This window comes from Vibrio sp. V42_P2S4T144, from assembly GCF_009904715.1.
In the GTDB taxonomy this organism is placed as follows: Bacteria; Pseudomonadota; Gammaproteobacteria; order Enterobacterales; family Vibrionaceae; genus Vibrio; species Vibrio alginolyticus.
Map to the genome: position 1 here is coordinate 1 of NZ_WXWS01000688.1, position 5,689 is coordinate 5,689.

The 5,689-nt window shown below is 42.2% G+C and carries 6 protein-coding genes and 1 pseudogene; 3 read left to right on the forward strand and 4 right to left on the reverse strand.

The window, feature by feature from the left end; translation table 11 throughout:
- Positions 1 to 141: 141 nt before the first annotated feature.
- Both CAG68_RS22060 and CAG68_RS22065 read right to left on the reverse strand, forming a co-directional pair.
- The gene (locus CAG68_RS22060) at positions 142 to 1,515 is read right to left on the reverse strand and encodes a sensor histidine kinase (RefSeq protein ID WP_064369509.1); all 1,374 of its coding nucleotides are present in this window, start codon (positions 1,513 to 1,515) and stop codon (positions 142 to 144) included.
- A complete protein-coding gene (locus CAG68_RS22065) occupies positions 1,515 to 2,180 on the reverse strand; it encodes a response regulator transcription factor (RefSeq protein WP_005386018.1) in 666 nt (221 codons plus the stop codon). Before CAG68_RS22065 ends, CAG68_RS22060 begins: the two co-directional genes overlap by 1 nt.
- A 230-nt stretch (positions 2,181 to 2,410) precedes the next feature.
- On the opposite strand from CAG68_RS22065, the gene CAG68_RS22070 reads away from it, so the two are divergent.
- Positions 2,411 to 3,121 (forward strand): glycerophosphodiester phosphodiesterase family protein, encoded by a 711-nt coding sequence (locus CAG68_RS22070; protein WP_053350831.1) that lies wholly within the window; start codon positions 2,411 to 2,413, stop codon positions 3,119 to 3,121.
- Positions 3,122 to 3,156: 35 nt separating this feature from the next.
- Here CAG68_RS22070 and CAG68_RS22075 read toward each other — a convergent pair whose 3' ends face one another.
- A complete protein-coding gene (locus tag CAG68_RS22075; RefSeq protein WP_086047570.1) occupies positions 3,157 to 3,639 on the reverse strand; it encodes a L,D-transpeptidase family protein in 483 nt (160 codons plus the stop codon).
- A gap of 241 nt (positions 3,640 to 3,880) precedes the next feature.
- On the opposite strand from CAG68_RS22075, the gene CAG68_RS22080 reads away from it, so the two are divergent.
- The gene (locus CAG68_RS22080) at positions 3,881 to 4,876 is read left to right on the forward strand and encodes a 2-hydroxyacid dehydrogenase (RefSeq protein ID WP_054729618.1); all 996 of its coding nucleotides are present in this window, start codon (positions 3,881 to 3,883) and stop codon (positions 4,874 to 4,876) included.
- An 85-nt stretch (positions 4,877 to 4,961) separates the two neighbouring features.
- The gene (locus CAG68_RS22085; protein WP_005374274.1) at positions 4,962 to 5,318 is read left to right on the forward strand and encodes a YibL family ribosome-associated protein; all 357 of its coding nucleotides are present in this window, start codon (positions 4,962 to 4,964) and stop codon (positions 5,316 to 5,318) included.
- Between the two features lie 163 nt (positions 5,319 to 5,481).
- Here CAG68_RS22085 and CAG68_RS22090 read toward each other — a convergent pair.
- Positions 5,482 to 5,689, reverse strand: a pseudogene (locus CAG68_RS22090) (cytosolic protein); the annotation flags it as partial.

Sequence of the window (5,689 nt, forward strand, 5' to 3'; positions counted from 1 at the left end):
TTCGCGGGTGAATATAAGTGATAAGTATTACCATTTGCATTAAATTTACATTCTTTGCATTTGCAAACTTTTGTAAAGTACTCTCTGATGATGCGCCATGATAATGTGACATTGATCACAAAAAATACAACTTAATCATACTTATTGTTTGAACACTAAAGTAACCCTCAAACCACCTTGCTCACGGTTTTTCGCCGTGACTGCTCCACCCATAATACGCATGGATTCTTTGACAATCGCAAGACCTAAACCGTAGCCACCAAGCTTTTTATCTCTAGAAGCATCTAAGCGTGTAAACGGATCAAAAATATCGACCAGCTTGTTCTCTGGAATACCAGGCCCATTATCAGATACTGACATGGTGGTGAATTGCTGCCCTTCTTTGACATAATTTTCCAGAGAAACTTCTATCTGAGATGCTTGTCCTGAATATTTAATGGCATTACCAATAAGATTGTTCAAACAACGAATGACCAGCGTTTCTTCACAAATGGCTTTAGCACATACAGCTTCTGAGCGGAAAGACAACGTCTGTTCTGACTTCAAATCTATTTTGCAACGTTCTACTTGCGGGGAGAGCAAAACTTCTAAATCACAGCGTTTCGTGGCTTTGTCGAAGCGCGCATTTTCCAAGCGACTGAACTCCAATATATCGCTGATCAAATGGTTTAGCTCTTTTGCTTCATCTTCTAGCCTTGTCACTAGGCTTTGCTCACTTTCTCCAACACGCTTTCGCAAAAGATGCAGAACCAAGTTCTGCCTCGCTAACGGCGTTCTCAATTCGTGAGAGACATCTCTTATAAGCAGTCGCTGCTTTTCAGCGAGAGAATGAATCTGTTGCGTCATGTGATCGAAGTCTTGCGCTAACTCGTTAAACTCACGCGTGCTCGACTTCAGCTCTTTCACGACACTAACATTAAAATCGCCATTAGATAGCTTTTTGCTTGCTTCTCTCAATCGATCCAATGGTTGCTGTAAGTTACGTGCCATTAGCAGCGAAAAGAGCGCCAAAATAACCACTGCAATCACGACTTTGAGAATAGAGAAATACAGAATGAAGTCATTTGCAGGGTGCAGTCGATGTGGCAATTGAATCACTAAAGTATTGCCATGAACTAAAGGAATATTGATGATGGGGCGATTCACTTTCCCCTCAAGTTGATCATCGATGCTTCTCTTAAATTGAAGTTTGAACTCGAAGTGCGGATGCATCAGACGGTGCGTAACTGGTTGCTGATGTTCATTCAACACAAATAAATAAAAGTTTTGCGCATTTGCCCAGTCAGCAAGTTCGTCCATGTCTCCGTGCTCAATCAATACGTTAGCTTGATGTGCAAGGTCTAGCATTTCTTCTCGCACACTATCGGGCACTTTCAACATGGCTTTCACCAGAGCTTGTTCCGCTAAGGATTGCACGACCAAAATGCTAATGACAATTGCGGTCATGCAACTAAATAACTTGAACGCTAAGCTGTCTTTACGTTTTGCAATAAAAGGTGGACACCGGAGCTTCATTAACGGTTTACAGCCTCTAAATAACTGTAACCTTTGCCACGGAAGGTTTTGATATGTTGCTTGGAAAGCCCCGCCTCAACTAACTTGCGACGTATGTTACTGATGTGCATATCAAGGTTGCGATCAAAAGGACTCAGCTCTTTCTTTAACACTTCAGTTTGAAGCTCTGCTTTTGAAATCACGACTCCTTGGTTTTTTACCAAGTAGCTCAATAGTTCAGCTTCCGTACTTGTGAGGGGTAAGCTATTAAGCTGGTCACTGATCGTTTGAACGGTACTACACATCGTCTGACGTTGACGTTCCAAGCCAACACGACGAAGAATCGCTTTGATGCGCATTAGAAGCTCAGCGACATTAAAAGGCTTTCCGATATACTGATCGGCCCCCGCTTGGTAACCATCAAGCATCGAGTTTTCATCGTTGAGAGCGGTAAGCATTAGAATAGGTGTCGCGAAGCGCTGACAGATCCTACGAGCAACTTGCATGCCGTTAAGGTTTGGTAACATGACATCAAGCAATACAAGATCTACAGGCGTTTTTTCCATATATTGCAGCGCACTTTCACCGCAATGCACAGAAGATACGATGTAGCCCTCCTCTTGCAAAACCGCTTCTAACAGCTCACACAAAGGAACGTCATCATCGACTATCAAAACTCGTGACATTACCACTCACCATTCAAATAAAAATGGTTCGCATTTTATTACTCATTTACCAATTAAACAACTACACACTCTAAGGCTTTAAGTCCACAGGACTCAGTCCAAGAAGCAGCAACGTACTATTAGAGTTTAATGTTCACTTGTACTAAAGGTTCCTAACAATATGCACCTAGATATATCTTCATAGAAAAAACGAGTACAATCTGGCAACCGCAAAGCAAAAGATAAAGCGAATGGAAACGTTATTAATTGGTCACCGTGGCGTGGCAGGTTCATACCCTGAGAATACAAAAATAAGCATTCAAGCAGCCATTGACCTGGGATTAAAGTGGGTGGAAGTGGATATACAACCTACCAAAGATAATGTTTTAGTGGTTTGCCATGATCATACCGTCAATCGATGCAGCAATGGACAAGGGCGTGTTGATGAGCTCACCCTGGAAGAGTTAAAAGCATTAGATTTCGGTAGTTGGTTTAGCACAGACTTTTCAGGCGAGAAGATCTTGACACTAGATGAACTGCTCACTTTAGCTACTGAGAATAAGCTTAACTTGAATATCGAAGTTAAAGTAGACAACCATCCAGCGGAAGAAGTGGTGCAGACTCTCGCCAATGCGTTAGCAAAAAGTCCAATGCCGCAAGAGAATGTACTCCTATCGAGCTTTAGTCATGACGTCATTAGAGCGATGCACAAATACTGCAGTGGCTACCGATTGGGTGTGTTAAGTGAATTCTTTACGAGAAAAGATAAACGCCTTTTGGAAGAAGTTAGTGCCTATAGCTGCAACCTAAACATTAACTGGGTTCGTACTCGCCAGATAAACAAACTCCAACAAGCCGGTTACAAAGTGATGTGCTATACGGTGAACAATCCAAATAAACTGAAATACCTGCCTCAGTTAGACGGTATTTTTAGTGATCATCCACAGCGCTTTATGCCATAGCCTATAAGAGCCAGAACATTAAAGGGGACCTTTTATTACCACTCAATCTGAATTGGTGTCCCCATCTCGACAAGCTGGATAAATTCATCCATCTCCTCGTTGGTAATCGCAATACACCCATTAGTCCAATCAAAACTTTGGATGTAAATCGGCAACTGACTCTCACCGTTTTTTAAGCCATGAATTTTGATGTTCCCTCCAGGGGACACACCTCGGCGCTTCGCTTCCAACGTATCAATCGCATCAGGGTAACTGATATGCACAGAACGATAAAAAGCAGAGTCCTCTATAACATAATCTAGAGTGTATTCGCCCTCTGGCGTGCGATTGTCTCCCTCTTCTTGTTTATGTCCTTGCGGGTTCGCTCCTAAAGCAATTCGGTATGCTTTTAGCACTGCTCCTTGTTCCATCAAATACATTCGACGCTTAGACTTGTCGACTTTAACGAGGTCAACAGCTGCGTGAGTGCCAGAAGCAAACACACAACACAAGAACATAGAGCACCATTTTACTGACATTGTCGTAACGCCTAAGCTAATAAAGTGAACAAGAAAAGAGCGATAATGCTAGTCAGTTAATGCTCGTAAAGCAAACAGTATCTAATGCGGAACCATAAGATAGACTCGCTGAAAGGCGTACTTCTTATCGTTATTTGATACAACAAAAGTCAAAGAGAAGATTTCTCTATTCATTGCGGCTAAGTTGCATTACTTTATAAGCATATTTATTTATAAAGTCCGCACTTTTTGAGAGGGAACCATGATTAACATTGCTTTTTTTAGTGCAAAATCCTACGACGAAGCCTCTTTTAATAAAATTAAAAATAACCGCGATTTTGAATTTCACTATCACGACTTCCGACTAACCGAAAAAACAGCCAAGATGGCGCACGGCAGTGATGTCGTATGTGCGTTTGTTAATGATGATCTTTCAGCTCCTGTCCTTAAACAGCTTTCTCTGGGCGGGACCAAGCTTATTGCTATGCGCTGCGCGGGATATGATAAAGTTGATCAACAAGCAGCCAAAGAACTAGGCTTACAAGTGGTTCGAGTTCCTGCTTACTCACCAGAAGCAGTGGCAGAGCACACGGTTGGTTTAATGATGTGCCTAAACCGCCGTCTTCACAAGGCCTACCAACGCACACGTGACGCCAACTTCTCGCTAGAAGGTCTTGTTGGCTTTAACTTTTACGGAAAAACTGTTGGTGTTATTGGTACGGGTAAGATTGGTATCGCGACGATGCGTATCTTCAAAGGGCTTGGCATGGAACTGCTTTGCTACGACCCCTACGAAAATCCATTAGCACTAGAAATAGGAGCCCGTTACTGTTCGCTTGAAGAAATCTACGCTAATGCGGATGTTATCTCTCTCCATTGTCCAATGAGTGAAGAAAACTATCACTTATTGAACGAAAAAGCCTTCGCGCAAATGAAAGATGGTGTAATGATCATTAACACCAGTCGAGGCGAGTTGCTAGATTCACTAGCGGCGATAGAAGCGTTGAAACAAGGTAAGATTGGTGCGCTTGGCCTAGACGTGTATGACAATGAAAAAGACTTATTCTTCCAAGATAAATCTAACGATGTCATTGTAGATGATGTTTTCCGCCGTTTATCGGCTTGTCATAACGTGCTGTTTACTGGCCACCAAGCATTCTTGACTCACGAAGCACTTAATAATATTGCCTCTGTGACGCTTGATAACGTCGAAGCCTTTTTCTCTGGTAACGTATCGGGCAATGAACTGATTAACTAAAGCCAGACAATCGAGAAGTATAGTAGAGCGTATGATCTCAGCTATGCTATACTTCTCGACTATTTAAAATTTGAGCCAAATTACCATGAGCATAAAAACTGATATTCAAAAGCTGCACAACCGTTTAGATACATGCCAACGTAAACTTGATGCGGCACGTTCTCGTGGTGATCACGAAATGATTACAAAGTTCACGGATGAAGTAGAACAGCTTACCAAAAAGCTTAACCAGTTAAAGCACAAGCAAAACTATGAGCTGAACAAAGAACGTAAAAGCTTACTTGATATGCCTTTCTCTCGTGAAATCACCAAAGCAGAACAAGCGGACATCGGCAAACTGAAAAAACGCGTACGCGGCTTAGTAATCGTTCACCCATTAACAAAAGTTGGTAAAGAACTTCGCCTTGATGTGATGACAGGCTTTGCGCCAAAAGAGTTTTAAAACTCGCATTAACATTTATGGAGCCCAAGCATTTGCTTGGGCTTTTTATTTTGTACTGCTTCATTAGATTTCATCGAAATATCAATCCATAAGCTATTAAAAAGGCCAGCGACAAAAGCCACTGACCTATTTCGACCAATATCGTCCGCATTACATCTCCACGTTACGACAGTTGCTGCAACTTGCGCTCCACAACGGGATCATTCGGAACCAGCTGCTGAGCGACTTCCAAAAGCTGTACTGCATCTTGCGGGTTGTCATACTCATGCTTAAGTGCAATATCAACAAGTGGCTGAATATCGATTTGCGCTTGATGCTCCTTCACATGTTCTTTCTTTTCTTCAATTAGTACATTATGAGCGGTACTCAGT